This window comes from Paenibacillus sp. GQ49 (genome assembly GCF_059759055.1).
This window is the reverse complement of record NZ_JCAXEL010000024.1, coordinates 17,418-36,053: the sequence shown is the minus strand read 5'-3', so window position 1 is coordinate 36,053 and position 18,636 is coordinate 17,418. Positions and strand designations below refer to the sequence as shown.

Here is an 18,636-nt window from a genome sequence, read left to right as displayed (position 1 = left end):
CATGATTCGTAACTCTCCGAACACGTATTCTATTGTAGCAGGAGGGGCGCACAGAAGCGAGTACCTATCCGCATTACCATATATGCTAAAATATGAATCAGGAATCGTCTGAAATTCTTAGGAGGTCTGAATAATGCCCATAACTTTTGAATTGCCCACTGACGTAGATGCGATCATTCGCGGGGACTTTTTCCCTGCACAACAACCCGCTCAAGGTGTCATCGTTCTGTCTCACGGATACAAAGGCTTCAAAGACTGGGGCATGTTCCCCTATGCAGCTTCACAGCTAAGCCAGACGCATCATGTGCTGACCTTTAATTTCTCTCACAACGGTATCGGCGAATATCTGGAGCAATTCTCTGAACTTGAAAAGTTCGCAGTGAATACCTACAGCCGGGAGCTTGGCGATCTGGCCCTGGTACTGGAACATGTAGCTACACAACCTGAACTCGCTGGACTTCCTGTATATCTGGTTGGTCATAGCCGCGGTGCGGGCGTAAGTCTCGTCTATGCACTGGATCATCCCGAACAGGTGGAAGGTGTCGTCTCCTGGAATGGTATAACCAACCTGGATCTTTTTACAGCGGAGCAAAAAGAAGAAATGCGCACACATGGCCGGAGCCATGTCGTTAACGGACGAACAGGCCAGCAGATGCCACTGGACGTGGCTATTCTGGAAGACCTGGACAAGCATAGCGAACGTTACGCTATCATTGACCGCTTGGCTTCTTCACCTGTGCGAGTCGCACTCATTCAGGGAACAGAAGATCCACAGCGTCTGCGGGACGGTTCTGCCGCACTGGTTCAAGCCCGCACTGATATCCCATGGCACCAGATTCCTGATGGGAATCATACCTTTAATACCGTACATCCATTTAAAGAAACCACTCCGCAACTGGAGCAAGCCATCACCCTAACCCTGCAACAGATCAAAGACTGGAATAACTAACACATCTTTAATATAGTAGTCACCTGGATTTTTGCGGTTTCTCGTTCCACATAACAAAAAGAGTCACTGCGTGAGCAGTGACTCTTTTTGGATTCCCTAAGAGGGACGTTATTTCATTGTTGGTGTTAACAGCTTATAACCAGCATGCTTTTCCACCCGTATTAGATACCAGGAATGGCATTGCGTTTGTGATGTGTGCGCTTATAGAACGCTTCAAGGCGCTCTTGTGCAGCCGGATCGATCTGTTTGCCTTCGAGATAGTCACTGTTCGCTTCATACGAAATTCCCAGCTCATCTTCGTCCGTCTGACCTTCCCACAGTCCTGCCGATGGTGCTTTGTCCAAAATAGCCTGTGGCACGTTCAGATATGCTGCCAACTGGCGTACCTGACGTTTGTTCAGGGTGCTCAGTGGCGTGATATCCACAGCACCGTCGCCCCATTTGGTATAGAAACCCGTGATGGCTTCGGACGCATGATCCGTACCTACAACGAGCAGGTTCTCTTCAAACGAAAGCGCATATTGCATAACCATACGAGTTCTCGCCTTGACATTACCTTTGCCTTGGTGAGTCATATGGCGTGGGCTTCCCAAGGATTTGAAACCTTGCTCCACTTCCAGCGCAATCTCGTTAACTGCATCTTCGATATTGGTTTCCACGACATGCTTCAGATCGTATGCTTTGGCTACAGCGTAGCTGTGGTCGATATCGGATTGTTCACCATAAGGTTGGAACACACCAAGCGTTTTGTACTCTTGGTTGTTCTCTTGCGTAAGCTCGTCCGTCGCTTTTTTGCAAAGCGCCGTAGCCACTGCACTGTCAATACCGCCGCTGATCGCAATCAGCAAACCCTTGGCACCCGCATTTTTCACATACGTCTTCAGAAAATCAACACGCTTGCGTACTTCCTCTTCTTCATTAATGCTTGGTTTAACCTTCAATTCAGCGATGATCTGTTGTTGCAAACTCATCGTTCACACACCCCGTTTCTAAATGAATGAAATTTGATGTCCAGCTTGAAAGGTCCGAATGGTTCAATAACCTTATCTATCCAAAATGAAACGCCCCGGCATCGGTGATCCGAAGGGCGGGGCGTTCTATTGGAGCGAAATTAACGGCAGTAACGGTCAAATGCACTTTTGAGATCAGCCGCAATATCCTCTGCAGAACGGTCTTCCACTTGATGACGCTCGATAAAGTGAACGAGTTCGCCGTCTTTCATCAGAGCGATGGACGGTGAAGATGGAGGATACGGTGCAAAGAATTCACGTGCTTTTGCAGTTGCTTCTTTGTCCTGACCAGCAAATACAGTGTACAAGTGATCTGGTGTAATATCGTGCTGCAGTGCTTGGGACACACCTGGGCGACATTGACCTGCGGCACATCCGCATACAGAGTTAATGACAACCAGCGCTGTTCCTTTTGCATCCGGAAGACTTGCTTCCACTTCTTCAGGAGTACGCAACTCCTGGATTCCTAGACGAGTTAAATCATCCCGCATCGGTTGAACCATATCTTTCATGTATTGATCAAATGACATCGACATTCGGTTTCACTCCTTATAAATGGTTGTTCTATGATCTCGATAAAATTAAAGGCCAATAAACTCTCCAAAACAACGTTACATTCATATCGAACATTATGGATGTAATGATGTGCTATTCCTATTATACATCCATAAGCAATGAAAGCAAGATTCAGAAACCGCCTGCGGAAAGGCTTCTTCCATAATATTATGTCTCAATGTCTGGCAAAATATGCTGAATGACTAACGTTCAAATGCCACTTTGAAGGTCGTGCCCTGACCTTCCTCCGATTCCACAGTAATGGTTCCATTATGTCGTTCCACAATACTTAGGCACATGGACAATCCAAGTCCGGTTCCCTTGGCTTTTGTGGTATAGAAAGGTTCAAACAGCTTTTCCTTCTTCACTCTGGGTAGACCAGGCCCTGTGTCACGTACACACAGTTCCACTTTGTCATCGACTATCCGCGTCTCCAGCGTAAGCACGCCCTTCTCATTCATGGCTTCCATCCCGTTACGGGCCAGATTGAGTACCACCTGTTTGATTTCCTTTGGATTGAGGTGCAACTTCGGTACATTATGGTCCAGCATGAGTTCAATACTCTGACCACGCAGGTTCGCATCGGCCCACAACAATGGACTGAGTTCATGAATGATATCATGCAGCTGGGATTCCTCTTTTTCCGCAATCCGATCCTGGGCCAGCGATAGAAAATCATTTATGATACTATTCGCCCGGTCCAGCTCTTCCAGAACGATTCGATAATAGTGATCGAGGGAATCAGGACTCTTTTCCTGCATGAGTTGAAGAAAACCACGCACAACCGCCATTGGATTACGCACTTCATGCGTAATGCTTGCAGCCATCTGCCCCACCAGACTGAGACGATCCACATTATCCAGTTCACTTCGCAACATCTCAAGCTCCGTGATATCCTGAATGATCAGCATAGCACCTGTAACTTCACTCGCAGACTCTGTTGAAAAGGCATAAATCGGTACGGTTCGGGACTGAAATACGTGCGCACCGTAACGAACGGTCAACCCACTAATCTCACCATGAACGATGGCTCTGCGAATGCTTTTATCCATCTTGTCCGCCTGACCTTGTTCAACAAATTGACTGGCAGGCTGTCCAATGAGATCAGGCGTGGACGTACATGGTAGCTGCTCCCTTGCGGTTTGCTCCATCATCTCATTGACAAATATCACTGTGCCTTGTTTATCTACGGTGGCAATGGAGAGAGGCACTGCGTTCAGAATCTGATGAAGTTTCTCCGTTTCGGCTATGTATCGATGGTGGACTTCCGAGAGATGCTGCTCCAGCCCGCGATAGTGCTTCATCCGTTCCAGCCATAGCAGACTCAGACTACCCGCAACAATGGCTCCAGTGGTATACCCAAGTGCTGTAAGTATTATGTAGGTCGCAGAGTACGTGGATTCATTCTGGAGGGATGCGATCCATAACAAACTCGTTACAACCAGTTCCATTGTAATCAGGATGATGAGGATCGTCATTTTGCGGGAAGGTGTATTATGCTTGAATCGTTTGGCAGACAACCATACAATAGGATAGAGAAGAATGCCCGTATGAAGGAGAAATCCGTACAGATCATAGGAATGCGCAAAAAGGAAATAGAAGAGAATATGTAGTATGGACAGCGTTAAGCCTATAACGGACTTACAATACAAAATAACAAGTATTACAGGTACGATGCTTAGTGATATGGGTACAGCCCCTGGACTCCCGTGAAGCGCGAACAGCAAACACAATAGCATGCTCGCGACACTCGTCACAGCAAAAACGGTCTGCATCATTCCGGCCTGTTCCAGCTTGGCCACAGCCCGCTTGGAGAGCCCCAGATGGAATAAGGGAATCAGGTATACCGCCGACCCCGCCAGCAGTACTTGTAAAAGAATGTCCTTTAACGCAACCACAATGCCATCTCCTCCTCTGCCTGCACATTCCCTCATGTATTTCTGATTAAAACATAGGCGACAGTATATTACAATATATCCCTTGAGGCTCCATAATAGAACTACTCATAACTCCATTATATTTCAGAAAAAGCCAGGAGTAGACACATTTTACGTAAAACAGACAAAATCAATGAAAAAAGAGGGTAATAACATATGTATGATGTCATTGTAATTGGTGGCGGATCTGCGGGCCTGATGGCTTGCGTTGCTGCTGCCGAGCATGGAGCCTCCGTGCTTCTGCTGGATAAAGGAGATCAACTGGGTCGTAAACTCGGCATCTCTGGCGGAGGTCGATGCAATGTAACCAATGCCAAGGAAACGGATGAACTCATCCGACATATTCCAGGTAATGGACGCTTTTTATATAGTTCGTTTCAGAATCTGGACAACCAGGGAATCATGCGTTTCTTCGAAAATCTCGGAATTGCCCTGAAAGAAGAAGACAACGGCAGAATGTTCCCTGTAACCGATAAAGCGAAAACAGTCGTGGATGCGCTGGTAGGCAAAATTGTTTCCCTCGGCGTTGAGATTCGCACCAAAGAACCGGTCAAGGAAATTATTCAGAATGGTCAGCAGGTACAGGGTGTTAAATTGATATCAGGTAAAACCATTCTTGGACGCTCTGTCATCATCGCTACCGGCGGCAAATCCGTACCCCAAACCGGATCAACCGGAGACGGTTATCCTTGGGCCGAGGCTGCGGGTCACACCATTACAGAGTTATATCCAACCGAAGTGCCCATTGTGTCTGGGGAGAGTTGGATCCAATCCAAAGAACTGCAAGGTTTGTCTTTGAGGGATATCGCTCTATCCGTAGTGGATGCCAAAGGAAAAACGGTCATCTCCCATCGCGGGGATATGATCTTCACGCATTTTGGAGTATCGGGACCCGTCGCACTGCGTTGCAGCCAATTTATCCGCAAGGTTCAGATGAAGTCTGGAAACCCACAGGTCATGATGAGCATTGATCTGTTCCCGGAGCTGTCCTTGGGTGCATTGGAAGCACAGGTGCAACAGGTATTGGAACAAGAATCCCGCAAGGCTGTCAAAAACATTTTAAAAACATGGGTTCCTGAACGCATGATTCCCTTAATGATGAAACGGGCAGAGATCAGTGATGACCTTACGTTCCACCATTTTCCCAAAGGTATGTTAAGCACCTTGTGCGGGCTAATGAAAGCTTTTACCTTCCGTGCAGACGGAACGAGATCGCTCAAAGAAGCCTTTGTTACTGGGGGAGGAATCCACTTAAAGGAGATATACCCAAAAACAATGGAATCCAAGCTGCTGCCTGGACTATTCTTTTGCGGTGAAGTTTTGGATATTCACGGCTACACCGGAGGGTATAATATCACTGCTGCTTTCTCCACGGGATATACGGCTGGCATGCATGCGGCTGAATATAAACACGTTACATCATAATAAAGGTTGTTCAAAAAGTCCGCTTTTGATTACGAATCATGCCTAATGGCATCATCAGCGATGAATTGCTTCAGATGCCAAAAACCCCGATATCCACTATCTGTGGACAATCGGGGTTTTTGGGCATTGTTCCATTTTAGAAAAATTGGATCGAACTGCTCTTAGCTCGTGATGCTTCTATGCTTTCACACTACCTGAGAATCCATCAGCCGAATCATCGTATGTCGGGTCATCGCTATAGTTATGTCTGCCTTGCTCCGTCTGACTTCCCTGGTTTCCGTTCGCATAACCCTCATGCCAGTCTTCATTCACAAGATGAGCCGGAATTGATATATTCTGAAACTGATCCAGCTCTTCCGTTTGCGCGGCAAATACGGCACTTCCTCCATGAGATTGTACAATCTCTACGGCAGACTGGGGATCTTGGCGATCTGTGGGGATGTACAATTCCAGCGGGCCGGACTGATACGGCTTATATCCCAATTCCTCCAAGGTTGCCCTGGCGGCATTCAACGCTGAATCGTCTGAAAAATGCACCTGTAGTTCGCTATTATCCATCATCGTCTCTTCCTCCTTGCTACAGCTAATCTCTCATCATCCAAGGATGAGATTCTTCTTCTATAGCATGGGCAGATATAGCGCGTCATATGCTCGGAAATACAAAGGAATTCTTTTAGGCCCGGGTCAGCCGGACCCATCCGGCAATTGATAACACACATAGTCCGAAGGCCACCGCACCTGCAGCTGTCAGAATACCGACGATCCAGCCGAGCCAGGCCAATCCCAGCGTGAATCCCATAAGAATACCAATCGGGACAAACAACATCCGAACCATCATTGAACCTGCAAGATGCAGCGCCTCCGAGTCATACGTTATGAGCTGAACATAGTCCGACGTTGCAAACACATCCCAGGAACGATAAAACATCACCGTCAACATGATGATTAATAACGCACACACGATGATATTGACCGGAAAAGGTGGCAAGGCAACTGCTGCGATGGATAGTCCGCCAAGCTGCAGATACAATTTCATCGTGGCCGAGTTCCGGAAAAATGACTTGAATGCAATCTCCGCTGTCCGATTCGCGATGGAACGATTACGTAACAGTTTACGCGGTTTGCGGAAGATGATGGACCGTGTTCGTGGGGCTTTCGGCTTGCTCACCGCCCGGCTTAACATTAGAGCTGTAAGCTGCAGCCTGCTCCGCAGATCCTCCCGCACATCCCCTTCAAACGTTCCCTTCATCAATAGCCTCATCTGTCCAACTGTAATTAGAAGAAGCATGATAATTACGATTCCAAAACTGATTTTCCACGTCTGTCCATGCATCCATGATGTCGCATGAATGGTCATATAACCTATGCCAATGACGAGAGGGATCATCTGAATCCAACGCCGCCATCCTGTAAGTCGAACCTTTGTCATATGTAGTGTTATGGCTTGTAATGAAGCTACTGCACCAAACCAGACAGCCATAAGTGCAATCTGGAGATTCGACATCTCATAGACACGGGACCACAGGGGAGCGGTCAGCGCTGTAATCAGGATCATTTTGCCCAGATGTTGCAGACAGGACCGGTAGAGCCCTTGCCTCATTAACGTGCGCATCCACAACGGCCTTGATTTCAGAAACAATACATCCGCTTCCTCCACAAATATCAACACACCCCCTGTAAGCATAACGACGTCAATCAACCCGGTCAGTAGGGGGAGCGGTAATCCTGTCGCCCATGCAGGCAGTGGTTTGGTCCACAGACTCGTGTACCATCCAATCAGATAGAGCAGACCCGGAACAAGCAGGTATACCCACACCGTCCAATCCACGACGAGTCTGAGATTTTTCATCTGTTCCTTGAAGTGCTCTTTGCGTCTTCGTCTGTATAAACGAAGTGGGGTATAACGCTGGGAAGTTTCCATTCTCTCTCACCCTCTCTCTATCTAAGACGTCAGTACATCGAAACAGTCAAACAAAGAGGCTTCCGGCAATCCTGCCGCTTCACGGATCTCATCCAATGTTCCCTCGGCAGCCGATCTGCCCGAAGCGATCAGAATAAACCGGTCGCAGATTCGTTCAGCGGTATCCAGTACATGCGTAGACATAAGCACACCCGCGCCGCGGCGACGTTCATCATCAAGTAATTTTAGAAAATCCTTGGTTGCACGAGGGTCCAGTCCGATGAACGGCTCGTCCACAATATAAATATCCGGCGAAGACAGAAATCCGATCATCAATATCATTTTCTGGCGCATGCCCTTTGAGAAACTGGCTGGAAGATCATTCCGAACATGGTCCATACCGAAACGAACCAACAGTTCCTCCGCTCGGGCAACAAAAGCTTCTTCCTCCATTTCATACGCCGCTGCGGCCAGATCAAGATGTTCCCATAGTGTCATATATTCATAAAAAACCGGTTGCTCCGGGATATAGGCATAACGACCATCTCCCCCAATCGTCACTTCATAGTTCGCATGTTCCAGCAAACCAAGAAGTGTTTTGATTGTGGTACTTTTGCCCGCACCATTTGGTCCGATAATACCTACCAGTTCTCCTCGCCCCACATTCATTCGAATATTGCGTATGGTTGATTGTCCCGGCTCGTATCCTGCCTCTGTAATATGTACGTCCAATATGGACTCCTGTACGGCTGTACTGTTATATTCCGTTCCCATATCATTCACTCCCTGTTCTGATCAGGCGTTTATTTCATTCTTTATGTTTTATTGTAATCGAGTTGCGGGTTGTATGTTTGATCATTTTGAGCATTTCTATATAGATGGCAAATAAACAAAGCAATAAATCATAGTAATGTATGATTTATTGCTTTGTTTGTTATTCTTCATTTTCAGTAACACAGTATGTACGAATAATTGAGACTAGTTGTTCAAATGTATACTTGTGGTTCACCATATCAACAGTAAATTCCTCAGCAAATGTTTGATCCATTTTAAGATACACATTGTTATAACGTAGAAAGATTACCAATGCGGTAAAAGCCGTTCTTTTATTAGCATTATGGAAAGGATGGTTTTGACCCAAAGATTGAAAGATCGCAGCAGATTTTTCATATATAGATGGGTAGGCTTCGTTACCAAAAGCTGATGATTGTGCTCTTACAACCGCAGATTCAAGCAGACCAGAATCTTTAACTCCAATCTGCTCTCCAGGACTGTAACGCTTAATCATAGCGACGTTGATCGCAATAACCTCTTGAATACTCAAATACCGGGTCATGCTCATCTATCCTTGAGACCTTTCAGGGTTTGATCATATTCACCCATCACATCAGCCAATGTATCCATAAAATCACTACTGATTCCGTTAGGCAAATTAACTTTTGTAGACTTTTTAATAATAATCTCCCCATTGGACTGATTTACCTCGATTTGAACCATATCGCCTTGCTCAAGACCAATTTGTTTGAAGGCATCTGTCATTGTTAATCCAAGACTATTACCAAATTTCGTTACTTTGCGTTCCATCTCATTCACCCTATTCATTCATTTCTCCTCCTTAATTATACTATTCAACTGTTATAACAATTATACTGAAACTTTTGTCCATTTGTATATTATTTCGAATTTTGGAATGCAAAAAAGAAGCAGAGGTTCCGGAGCCCCTGCTTCTACATATTACAGTGAAAATCTCATATTACCGATTTGTCTCCACCACAGATGCAGTTTCACTCTCTGCATCCGCATCCACGTTCAGATCCAGATCCAGTGCGCCGCGGCTTTCGCTCGCGTAGCTGCTGTTCACGTTACGCTCACGATCATTCACGCTATTGTTGCATTCAGATTGAGTCCATTATCATCCTTCTTCTCCTCCATTACCTTCCGAATTCATAATATGAACTCATTATATAGAGCAGCCCTTGACTCAACCTCCTGCCAGAGGCGGAGAAGAAGCGACATCTGAAGGATGATTTTTCAGCATGATGAATGATCAAATTTTAAATGCTAAAAATGCAAATCTTGTGACATATCGCATGTTTTTCGTAGAAATAGAAGTTTACAATTAAACCATGGCGACAACCTGAATCGTCAAACATAACTAACCAACTTATATAAGTTGAAATACTCTTTTACATGAACAGCATAACGGAGAGGACCCCTCTTCATCATTTCAACTTATAAAACTAATCTGAAAAGGCGGGATCAGCATGCTGGAATTACAAGAAATCGGAACCGAACGTTCACTTCATCTGTACCGCACCTTGGCCCAGACATTCAAGAGCGTGAATGAACACGCTGTATCCGGAAGCAAAGTGCATGGCTTCAACCCCACCGCATACGGGGTGCTCGAAGTGTTATATATGAAAGGAGCTCAGCCGATTCAACAGGTTGGTGCACAACTTCTGCTGCAAAGTGGTAATGTGACCTATGTGATCGATAAGCTGGAGCAAAAAGGATTGTTACACCGCAAACATTGTCCGCAAGACAGACGTATCATCTTTGTGGAACTGACCGAAGAAGGACAGCGCACCATGGATGACATCTATCCAGGCTATGCGTTGAAGATTGATCGGGCTGTAAGTGGACTGAGCGAGGAAGACAAGGAATTGCTGTCCGAACTCTTGGGAAGGCTTGCACATTCTGCAGACCGTTTATCAGCGAACAGCTAGACCATTCTTTGCACATGTCCATCAACAAAAATAACCGGATTTGCCTGACATCGGCGAATCCGGTTTTTCGTATATATCTTCTTTTTACTTTGAGCCTTGTGGCTGCGGTGGAGCATCTGCATCTTCGGGTACAATTAAACGTTTGCGTAGAGCAAGCGTCGTTACCCACGAGACCAGTGCAATGACAAACATAATCACAAACAGGGAATGCAAGCTTCCTTCCAGCACGTTACGCAGCAACGCCCATTTATCATCCGATAGGGCAGCATCCGTATGTGGTGCGAGAAGCTCGTTCAGATCATTTTCCGAAATTCCGGCTTCCGCCAGATTCTGCTCACTGGATAACGTGGAGATCCGATAATTCAACCAGGTACCAAAAGCCGCTGCACCAATCGTCTGACCCAATGTACGCATGAACGTATGCAGTGCGGTAGAGGAGCCACGCTCCTTATACCCTACAGAAGACTGCGCAATAATGGTGAAGATCGTGAACGCAAATCCGAAGCCGAGACCATAAATAAAGGTCAATATGAAGAGGACAGCCTGTGGAGATGTCCCACCCACCAGAAAGAGTCCACCCGATCCAATCGCAATACCAGTTAACCCAATCAATGCGGTCATATGTGATCCAATCTTCATCAACAGGCGGCCTGCCAACACACTACCAATGAGCCAACCCACCGACATCGGTGCGAGCAGCAGCCCGGATTCCGTCGCATTACCTCCCCGAACCCCCTGCACCCAGAGCGGCAAATAGCTGGTCAGGCCGATCATCAAAGTACTGGTCAGCAGTCCGGCGATATTCGCCACACGGATGTCCCGAATTCGGAACAAATGTAGTGGAACCATAGGGGCCTGAGCTCTTTTTTCCACCACGAAAAATAAAATGATAAACAGAGCGGCGACCACACTCAGCACAACAATCAACGGAGAACTCCAGGCATAATACTGCCCACCCGCCGACAGGACGAACAACAACGCGGTAATACCCACCGTGAAGGTCAGTGCACCGACATAATCAATTTTGGCCGTACGCGGAGAGATATCTTCCTTCAGATAACGAAATACAAACCACATCGCGAGCAGACCAAACGGCACATTAAAACCAAAGATCCACTGCCAGCCGAGATTATCAACAAAATAACCGCCAAGAAGCGGTCCAGCCAGAGAGGAAATACCCCACACGGAGCTAATCCAACCCTGGATTTTGCCACGTTCTTCAATGGCGTAGATGTCCCCAATAATCGTAAATGTAACAGGAACTACCGCACCCGCACCAATCCCTTGAATAGCACGGAAAATAATCAATTGCTCCATGTTCTGCGACAGACAGCACAAGAGTGAACCCAGTAAAAATAAGGCACAGCCAATCAGAAATACAGGCTTTCGTCCATACAAGTCACTGATTTTGCCGAAAATGGGCGTACTCACAGCCATCGTCAACAGGTATGCGGTGAAAATCCAGCTCAGCAGCTGTACACTCCCCAGCTCACTGACAATGGTCGGTCCTGCCGGACCAATTACGGTGCCTTCAATCGCTGACAGAAATGTCGCGAGCAACAGCCCCGTCAAGATGAAACTGCGCTTCAAACCTCCAGTTGCATTCACACAAACCCTTCTCTCTTCGTTTCTCTATATAATTGGTACGTTAATTTACACATCTACTACGAACCAGAACAAGCTTCCGATCGCTGTTATCCCCAGATTTTTTGTCTCTTTTATTTAGCTTTCTTACGAAGGAACTCATCATACAGCATGGAATACATCACCATATCCTTGTATCCGGTGGACGTATGTTGCACCTGTCGCAGCAACCCTTCTCGCGTGAAGCCACGGTTCGTCAGGAACTCGCCAGACGCCAGATTACGCGGATCAACCAGCGCTTCAATTCGATTAAGACCCATGGTCTCATATCCAAAGGGCAGCAATGCCGAGAAAGCCTCCGACATATAACCGTGTCGCCAGTAATCACGTCCCAGCTCATAACCGATCTCACCCCGGAATGCGCCTTCAAGCTGCCATGTGTTAAAGCCACAGCTACCGATGAGCTTGCCTGTTTCTTTGAGTTCGATCCCCCAGCGGATCGCATCCTCTTCTCCTGCCATTTGGTTGAGCAGTCCAATCATGTCCGCCGCTTCGCTTGTCCCAATCATGGGTGCAAGATTCATGTAACGGGTCACCTCGCGATCTGACCAGCATGCGAACATCTGGGCCGCATCCCGGCGACGCATTTTACGCAGACGAAGCCGCGCAGTCTCCATTTCGGGAATTCTTCCTTTGCATTTATACATATAAAGACACTCCGATCCGATCTATCTCCGCAGACCATAATATTCACTAGTCATCTAATCATAACCTGCGCCGAATGGCAACTGTTCAGTCATGGACACACGTCAAAAAACCGGGCCAATTTCGCTCCCGGTCTTGTTGTACGTATGGAACAATTCAAGTTTGAGTGAATTACGGAATCATGGCTTGTCCTAATGAATTTTAAGCTTTGGACGTTTTCTTGCCCTTCCCCAGTAATTCATCGCTAACTCGGCCAAACACAGCCGTGATTTCCTTGAATTCTTCGATGCCAGTCCCGGTCAGGCTCCATTGGTCCCCGTGGGCGGTCAGGAAGTTCTCCTGTGTCAGGTGTTCAAGCTCCTGCTTGATCTCCCTCTCTCCAACGCGATATCCCCGTTCTTCCAATAGGGGCAGTGCCTCGCTAACGTTCAAATCCTGATTTTGCGCGAAATATAGTAGATGAATCCGTACAAAAAGATTCTGTACCTCTGCATGCATAAGCCAAGCTCCTTCCCGGGTTGTAGCCCTCCGTGGTTGCTAAGTAATTACCCCACGTAAGAAGCTGAGAAACAGGAGGATTCTTCAGGTATTCCCTTCCCTTTCCGAAATCCTCCGCTTGACTAACCGCATCCTCTGCACTATCTTGAAAATAAGTACCATTTTGCTCGGGAGGGTGATTTACCATGTTTCAAGCTGTTTCCTATGAAGGAACACGAAGTGAGCAGCACACCGCCGTCCTGGGACAGTTAAGTGCTCTGATCCGCGATGAACCAAGTGCGATTGCCAATCTGGCGAACGCTGCTGCGCTGCTCAATGTATTTATGACCGACACCAATTGGGTCGGCTTCTATCTGTATGATGGAAAAGAACTGGTCCTCGGGCCATTCCAAGGACTGCCTGCCTGTATCCGAATTCCATTGGGACGTGGTGTATGCGGCACATCTGCTTCGGAAAAACGTACCCTGGTCGTTGATGATGTTCATGCCTTCCCAGGCCACATTGCCTGTGATGCAGCATCGAACAGCGAGATTGTCGTACCTATTATCAAAAACGGCGAACTGTACGGGGTGCTGGATATCGACAGCCCGATCAAAAACCGTTTTGACGACGAAGACCGCGTCTTCCTGGAGAAAGCCGTAAGCCTGCTCACAGAGCAGTTGGAGGCAACCATACCCCTTTAGGAAATGATGAATAAGGTGATCGGAGTCTCATCACACACGATGATGAAGACCCCGTAATAACAAAGAGCGCAGTCCTCTCAGAGGTCTGCGCTCTTTGTTATCCATTATGATTCACACCCATGTTCTTGCTCGCCCATGTTACTTTATGCATCTAGGATAAATCATGTTCCGCTTTAATCATCATCCCATCCCGCAGGAATTCAGCCAGCCTTGGGTGGTAACCATCATACATCTGACGGAAATTTTTATGCTCTACATACAGATTGGCCAAATCCCGATAGATCTCAGCGGTGGGTGTATAATAACCTTTGATCCATTCAAGATGCCTGCCAATAATCTGTTGTACTTTTGCACTACCGGGCTCCAATCCATCCTCAATGGCCTGTTGCAAGTCCAGATGAACTTGATCAATTTTCGCCTGGGAATCCAGATAATCTTCTTTTGACTTCATCTCCTGATTTTCAGGTAATGTGGATGTATTGGAAGATTGGATGTCAGACCTCTGAGTACCTTCTGTCTGCACATGGTTCATATCATTAGTGACTACAGGGTCAGAACCCGATTCATTCAGCAACTGGTGACGTCCCTTATTTACAAAACCGATATACAGCTCATGTTCATCAAGTTCCTGTTCACCTTGCAAATGAGAGATCGTTTTGTCCAGTGTCTGAATCAATCCATGCAGACGGAGTGCCTTCTCCAGCATGTCAATCCGATGCTGCTTCATGATGCGTATGACATCCTGGGGATTATCCCGGAGCATCGGGGCAATCTCATTCTCCTTCATACCTACTTCCTTACAGAAAAGGATTTGCTGGAGTCTTAGCAATTCCTGCTTTTCGTAATAGATGTCCTCATCTACATCCCCAAAGGCCGGATTCAGAAGACCTGTCTCTGCATACTGGCTCAGTTCGTTCAGACTTACGCCTGACATTCCCGATACGTCCACCATGGAATACGCCATTTGAATACACCTCCTGCCTGTCCTGCAACTCCAGAGTTCAGGCTTAATTCATACTGCATTTTATTTGAATAGTGAGAGAATATAAGACTTTCGGCAATGCTGTACCGCTTCATTCCGCTCGTGCTCTGGATGGGTACATCATGCTTCGGTGATATGAGCGGCGTTTGGTCAGTTATGTTGCGGTATGTTAACTATGTTATACCCGTCTCATCAGATGTGAACCCGCAGTCGGCTAAGAATCCGCATGTATTTTTGAAAACTTTTTCCATGATCTTCATATAAAAAAACCTGTGCCATTATTCTGGCACAGGCGTGTGTGGTTATGTTTTCATTGGCATACGGTATATGGAGTAAAATAATGGAAGATAATCACCCTTTGTTAAACATAACAAATTTCAATTCCGTCATTTCCTCTACAGCATATTTTACACCTTCACGTCCGATACCACTCTGTTTCACCCCACCATAGGGCATGTGATCCACTCGGAACGTCGGAATATCATTAATCATAACTCCGCCTGCTTCGATCTGATCGACAGCATGGAGGGCGGTATGGATATCGTTTGTAAATACCCCTGCCTGAAGCCCGTATATCGAATCGTTAACATGTTCAATACCCTCTTCAACGGAATCTACCGTATTGATCACAACGATGGGTGCAAACACTTCCTGACAGGATACCTTGGCATCACGCGGAACGTTAATCAATACCGTTGGACGAAGAATGCCTCCTTCAGCTTGACCGCCTGCTGCCACCTCAGCCCCTGCCTGTTTGGCTTCTTCAATCCAATCGAGTGTACGCTGTACATCCTTGGAGGTAATCAGCGCAGAGACCACCGTATCCGGGCTTAGCGGGTCTCCGACCACCACTTGTTTAGCCGCTTCAGCGAAACGCCGGATGAATTCATCCGAGATGTCACGATGTACGTAGATTCGTTGTAGTGAGATACATACCTGTCCCTGATACGTGAAAGCTCCAGTCACACATCGAGGAACCACTTTGTCCAGATCTGCGTCCTTATCCACGATCACCGCTGCATTCGACCCAAGCTCCAGTGTCACGCGTTTGAGTCCTGCTTTGCTACGAATGCTCGTCCCTACCGCTGGACTGCCTGTAAACGTAATATGAGCAACACGGGGGTGCTCCACAAGCACATCACCAATGGTTTTGCCATCACCGCTCACCACGTTCAGTGCACCATCCGGCAGTCCGGCTTCCTGAAGCAGATTAGCGATGTAATAGGAAGACAGAGGCGTCTGTTCCGCAGGTTTGAGTACGATCGTATTGCCCGCTGCCAGCGCTGGGCCTACTTTGTGGGCTACCAGATTCATTGGAAAATTAAACGGTGTAATCGCACCGATGACACCTAGAGGTTGCCGCATCGTATAACCGATACGTCCTTCTCCACCTTTGGCTGCATTCATCGGAACCGTCTCTCCGGTCAGCCGCTTGGCTTCCTCAGCGGCAAAACGATATGTTTCCACCGTCCGGTCAACCTCGGCCAGTGCTGCCGTAATTGGCTTCGCCGCTTCAAGCGCAATGATTCGCGCTGCTTCTTCCTTGCGTTCTTCAAGCATGGAGGACAACTTGTACAGAATATCTGCACGCTGATGTGCAGGCATCTGGCGCATTGCCTTCCCAGCTTGAACCGCAGCTGCAACAGCAGCCTCCGCTTCCTCGGCTGAAGCCGAAGAGACTTCTGCCAGCGTTTCCCCGGAGTATGGTGCTTGAAGTGTTTTATAATCTACGGATTCGGTCGGTTTGCCACCGATAAACAGATGTTGTTTTTTCATATGCTGCATCCTCCATCCTTTTAGATCCTATTGAACTTAATCTATTTATACACTATTTCCTTGCCATCAACCCACTACGATATTCGGCAATCATAGCTTGTAACGTTCCTAATGAGCCATTGTGGCGATCTTGAGCTATTGCATTATAAAGGAATTCACAACCTATTTAACTGTCAGGACGGGGCACTCTGCATGTTTTAACACGCCATGGCTGACACTGCCCACGATCATCTCTGCGAGCATGCCTTTCCCGCCTGTACCCATCACGATCATTCCACAATCTCGTTCGCGCGCCACACGGCAGATCTCATTAACGGGATCACCCGCAATTAGCAATGTCTCATATGGAACGTCCCGTCCAGACAACTGTCTGGTCACTGGCTCTATGATATGCTGCCCTTCTTCGGCAATCCGAGCTTCCAGATCAACACCCAATGCAGGTTCATTGATAGAGATAGCCGGATTAACATGCACGATCAACAGACTTGCGGGATGTTTCATATCTTCAGCCAGAATCAATGCTTGTTCCAAAGCCTTATGCGCATGATCCGAACCATCAACAGCAACCAATATACGTTTCAGCATTGCAATTCCTCCTGTGAATTAATGAGATGTAATAGCGGAATCGATATCCCGCAGATGATGACGGCGTACCAGCAATACCACGACACCAATCAGAACCATTAATGCGCCAAAATAAAACGGCGTTTCCGGCAGGAACCACTCGGACAATTTACCTGCAAGCCATGGAGCAAGTGCACCACCCAGGAAACGAACAAAGCTGTATGCAGCAGAAGCAACAGAACGCTCCACAGGTGCAGCTTCCATAACAGCCGTTGTAATTAATGTGTTGTTAATCCCAAGGAAAATCCCCGCTACAATGACTGCCACAATAACGGTAGTTGGTGAACCCATCACAGTACCTACTGCCATAACAACCAGATCAATCGCAAACAATGTAAGCATGACACTCATGGACGGAACCGATCCGAATCGGCGTTGCAATCTTGGTGCGACGAATACCGACGTAATCGCCAGCATCAGTCCCCAGCCAAAGAATACATAACCCAACCCGTGCTCATCCAGATTCATGACATATGGTGAATAAGCCATCAAGGTAAAGAAACCAAAGTTATAAAGGAAGGCGGTAATCGCCAATGTTTTCAATGAAGGATAACTTAATGCTTTGAACGGATCAGACAAAGAACTGCGTGTTTTCGGTTTGGCCATCTTGGGCAGCATAAATGTAATACTTATAAAGGCAATCGCCATCAGGACAGCTACGCCATAGAACGGGCCACGCCAAGAGATGGAACCCAGCTCACCACCAAGCAGCGGTCCAACCGCAATCCCCAGACCAAGCGCTGCTTCGTACAAAATAATCGCTTTGGCTGTCCCCGACGTGGACAGTCCAACAATGGCAGATAACGCCGTTGCGATGAACAAGGCATTACCCAGTCCCCAACCGCCACGGTAACCGACCAGTACACCTACCGTGTCTGAGGTACCGCCAAGGAACGAGAAGATAATAATCAGCAATATACCGCTGAGCAACGTCCACTTCACACCAATCCGGCTGGATACAACACCTGTAATCAGCATCGCTACCCCGGTTACAGCGTTATAACTTGTAAATAGCAGTGACACCTGGCTTTTCGAAGCATGCAGCTGATCTGCAATCGCGGGCAGGATCGGGTCAACCAAACCCAGACCCATAAAGGATATGATACATGCAAAGGCAACCGCCCATACCGCTCGTGGCTGGGATAACAAGCCCCCACGTGATGACGGCAATTCGTCCGGTAATGATGGCTCTCTTTTCATACTTAATTCCTCCTGTGAATAATTTATGTGGTGAAACTTTTTATTTGAAAACGAACGTGAAAATAATGAAAACATTTCATTA

The 18,636-nt window shown here is 47.2% G+C and carries 20 protein-coding genes; 4 read left to right on the top strand and 16 right to left on the bottom strand.

Translation table 11 applies throughout. The features are described from left to right. Positions 1–133: 133 nt before the first annotated feature. Positions 134–949 (top strand): alpha/beta fold hydrolase, encoded by an 816-nt coding sequence (locus AC6CIF_RS27720; RefSeq protein WP_498202334.1) that lies wholly within the window; start codon positions 134–136, stop codon positions 947–949. Positions 950–1,110: 161 nt separating this feature from the next. Here AC6CIF_RS27720 and nadE read toward each other — a convergent pair whose 3' ends face one another. The 3 genes from nadE to AC6CIF_RS27705 form a co-directional block, all read right to left on the bottom strand. Beyond that, the gene (nadE, locus tag AC6CIF_RS27715; protein WP_221818675.1) at positions 1,111–1,920 is read right to left on the bottom strand and encodes an NAD(+) synthase; all 810 of its coding nucleotides are present in this window, start codon (positions 1,918–1,920) and stop codon (positions 1,111–1,113) included. Positions 1,921–2,060: 140 nt separating this feature from the next. Further along, positions 2,061–2,495 carry a BrxA/BrxB family bacilliredoxin gene (locus tag AC6CIF_RS27710; RefSeq protein WP_017690788.1) on the bottom strand — a complete coding sequence of 145 codons (435 nt, stop codon included), beginning with the start codon at positions 2,493–2,495 and terminating at the stop codon, positions 2,061–2,063. A 222-nt stretch (positions 2,496–2,717) separates the two neighbouring features. Further along, positions 2,718–4,412, bottom strand: a complete 1,695-nt coding sequence (locus AC6CIF_RS27705) for a two-component system sensor histidine kinase NtrB (protein WP_498202333.1) — start codon at positions 4,410–4,412, stop codon at positions 2,718–2,720. A gap of 195 nt (positions 4,413–4,607) precedes the next feature. Between AC6CIF_RS27705 and AC6CIF_RS27700 the strand changes: the two genes are divergently transcribed. Then, a complete protein-coding gene (locus tag AC6CIF_RS27700; RefSeq protein WP_076216708.1) occupies positions 4,608–5,876 on the top strand; it encodes a BaiN/RdsA family NAD(P)/FAD-dependent oxidoreductase in 1,269 nt (422 codons plus the stop codon). Between the two features lie 177 nt (positions 5,877–6,053). On the opposite strand, the gene AC6CIF_RS27695 is transcribed toward AC6CIF_RS27700, so the two are convergent. The 6 genes from AC6CIF_RS27695 to AC6CIF_RS27670 form a co-directional block, all read right to left on the bottom strand. Further along, positions 6,054–6,437: a hypothetical protein gene (locus AC6CIF_RS27695; protein WP_076216707.1), complete on the bottom strand. Its 384-nt coding sequence runs from the start codon at positions 6,435–6,437 to the stop codon at positions 6,054–6,056. A 112-nt stretch (positions 6,438–6,549) separates the two neighbouring features. Then, positions 6,550–7,797: an ABC transporter permease gene (locus AC6CIF_RS27690; RefSeq protein WP_076216706.1), complete on the bottom strand. Its 1,248-nt coding sequence runs from the start codon at positions 7,795–7,797 to the stop codon at positions 6,550–6,552. A 21-nt stretch (positions 7,798–7,818) separates the two neighbouring features. Continuing rightward, on the bottom strand, positions 7,819–8,550 hold the full coding sequence (locus tag AC6CIF_RS27685; protein ID WP_498202332.1) for an ABC transporter ATP-binding protein: 732 nt from the start codon (positions 8,548–8,550) through the stop codon (positions 7,819–7,821). Positions 8,551–8,710: 160 nt separating this feature from the next. Further along, a complete protein-coding gene (locus AC6CIF_RS27680; RefSeq protein WP_498202331.1) occupies positions 8,711–9,118 on the bottom strand; it encodes a type II toxin-antitoxin system death-on-curing family toxin in 408 nt (135 codons plus the stop codon). Continuing rightward, on the bottom strand, positions 9,115–9,378 hold the full coding sequence (locus AC6CIF_RS27675) for an AbrB/MazE/SpoVT family DNA-binding domain-containing protein (RefSeq protein WP_498202330.1): 264 nt from the start codon (positions 9,376–9,378) through the stop codon (positions 9,115–9,117). The genes AC6CIF_RS27680 and AC6CIF_RS27675 overlap by 4 nt, the downstream gene beginning before the upstream one ends. Positions 9,379–9,529: 151 nt before the next feature. Next, a complete protein-coding gene (locus AC6CIF_RS27670; RefSeq protein WP_498202329.1) occupies positions 9,530–9,658 on the bottom strand; it encodes a hypothetical protein in 129 nt (42 codons plus the stop codon). Between the two features lie 382 nt (positions 9,659–10,040). On the opposite strand from AC6CIF_RS27670, the gene AC6CIF_RS27665 reads away from it, so the two are divergent. Beyond that, positions 10,041–10,502, top strand: coding sequence for a MarR family winged helix-turn-helix transcriptional regulator (locus tag AC6CIF_RS27665; protein WP_076216696.1), 462 nt, complete (start codon positions 10,041–10,043; stop codon positions 10,500–10,502). Positions 10,503–10,586: 84 nt separating this feature from the next. Here the strand turns inward: AC6CIF_RS27665 and AC6CIF_RS27660 are convergent, their stop codons facing one another. The 3 genes from AC6CIF_RS27660 to AC6CIF_RS27650 all read right to left on the bottom strand — a co-directional run bounded on the left by AC6CIF_RS27660 (position 10,587) and on the right by AC6CIF_RS27650 (position 13,289). Beyond that, positions 10,587–12,092 carry an MDR family MFS transporter gene (locus AC6CIF_RS27660; RefSeq protein WP_498202371.1) on the bottom strand — a complete coding sequence of 502 codons (1,506 nt, stop codon included), beginning with the start codon at positions 12,090–12,092 and terminating at the stop codon, positions 10,587–10,589. Between the two features lie 128 nt (positions 12,093–12,220). Then, complete coding sequence (locus tag AC6CIF_RS27655; RefSeq protein WP_498202328.1) at positions 12,221–12,793, bottom strand: GNAT family N-acetyltransferase; 573 nt, start codon at positions 12,791–12,793, stop codon at positions 12,221–12,223. Positions 12,794–12,992: 199 nt separating this feature from the next. Next, positions 12,993–13,289: a hypothetical protein gene (locus AC6CIF_RS27650; protein ID WP_036614170.1), complete on the bottom strand. Its 297-nt coding sequence runs from the start codon at positions 13,287–13,289 to the stop codon at positions 12,993–12,995. A 185-nt stretch (positions 13,290–13,474) separates the two neighbouring features. On the opposite strand from AC6CIF_RS27650, the gene AC6CIF_RS27645 reads away from it, so the two are divergent. Further along, on the top strand, positions 13,475–13,972 hold the full coding sequence (locus tag AC6CIF_RS27645) for a GAF domain-containing protein (RefSeq protein ID WP_498202327.1): 498 nt from the start codon (positions 13,475–13,477) through the stop codon (positions 13,970–13,972). A gap of 151 nt (positions 13,973–14,123) precedes the next feature. Here the strand turns inward: AC6CIF_RS27645 and AC6CIF_RS27640 are convergent, their stop codons facing one another. The 4 genes from AC6CIF_RS27640 to AC6CIF_RS27625 all read right to left on the bottom strand — a co-directional run bounded on the left by AC6CIF_RS27640 (position 14,124) and on the right by AC6CIF_RS27625 (position 18,554). Continuing rightward, on the bottom strand, positions 14,124–14,936 hold the full coding sequence (locus AC6CIF_RS27640) for a MerR family transcriptional regulator (protein ID WP_498202326.1): 813 nt from the start codon (positions 14,934–14,936) through the stop codon (positions 14,124–14,126). A 369-nt stretch (positions 14,937–15,305) separates the two neighbouring features. Continuing rightward, on the bottom strand, positions 15,306–16,730 hold the full coding sequence (locus AC6CIF_RS27635; protein WP_498202325.1) for an aldehyde dehydrogenase family protein: 1,425 nt from the start codon (positions 16,728–16,730) through the stop codon (positions 15,306–15,308). A gap of 162 nt (positions 16,731–16,892) precedes the next feature. Then, entirely contained in the window at positions 16,893–17,315 is a 423-nt protein-coding gene (locus tag AC6CIF_RS27630; RefSeq protein ID WP_498202324.1) for a universal stress protein, read from the bottom strand. Between the two features lie 18 nt (positions 17,316–17,333). Beyond that, a complete protein-coding gene (locus tag AC6CIF_RS27625; RefSeq protein ID WP_498202323.1) occupies positions 17,334–18,554 on the bottom strand; it encodes an MFS transporter in 1,221 nt (406 codons plus the stop codon). Positions 18,555–18,636 lie beyond the last annotated feature (82 nt).